Raw genomic sequence first — 468 nt, 5'->3', positions numbered from 1 at the left:
TTTCATGGCAGAGGTGGATCAAAAAGATGGCACAACTGGGTCAATTGCATGGCTGTAATCATGTTGAATTCGACGCAATCGTTACTGCTGAACAGGCAGGCACCTATAAACCAAATCATGACGGTTTTCATTTAGCCCTTGAAAAACTGGGTCTTGATAAATCAGAAATCCTGCATGCAGGTTTCGGTTTTAAATATGATGTGATTCCTGCTTCCGAGCTCGGCATTAAATCTTGTTGGATCAATCGGTATGGAGAAGTACGTCCTGCCAATGTGAAAGAAACTTACTTGGTAGGAGATATGGCAACCTTTGCTCTGCTGGTAAAAGGATTGGTCCACTCCTATGCGAATGTATGATTGCAATTTGCCTAAACACTATGTGCCCTTTTAGGGGCGCTTTTTTTTTCTTACACGGAATAAGTAACACCAACAAAAATAATAGGTTATAATAGACTTATAATTTATTTAA

1 protein-coding gene is annotated in these 468 nt (G+C 39.5%); it reads left to right on the top strand.

What is annotated here, in order from left to right; genetic code table 11:
* Positions 1-356 (top strand): HAD family hydrolase (locus FS666_RS19470; protein ID WP_222119392.1); only part of this gene is annotated, 356 nt, incomplete at its 5' end.
* Positions 357-468: the final 112 nt, after the last annotated feature.

Origin of the sequence: Siminovitchia fortis (assembly GCF_007681465.1) — a bacterium.
Taxonomy (GTDB): domain Bacteria; phylum Bacillota; class Bacilli; order Bacillales; family Bacillaceae_C; genus Siminovitchia; species Siminovitchia fortis.
This window is presented reverse-complemented; position numbering and strand designations above follow the sequence as displayed.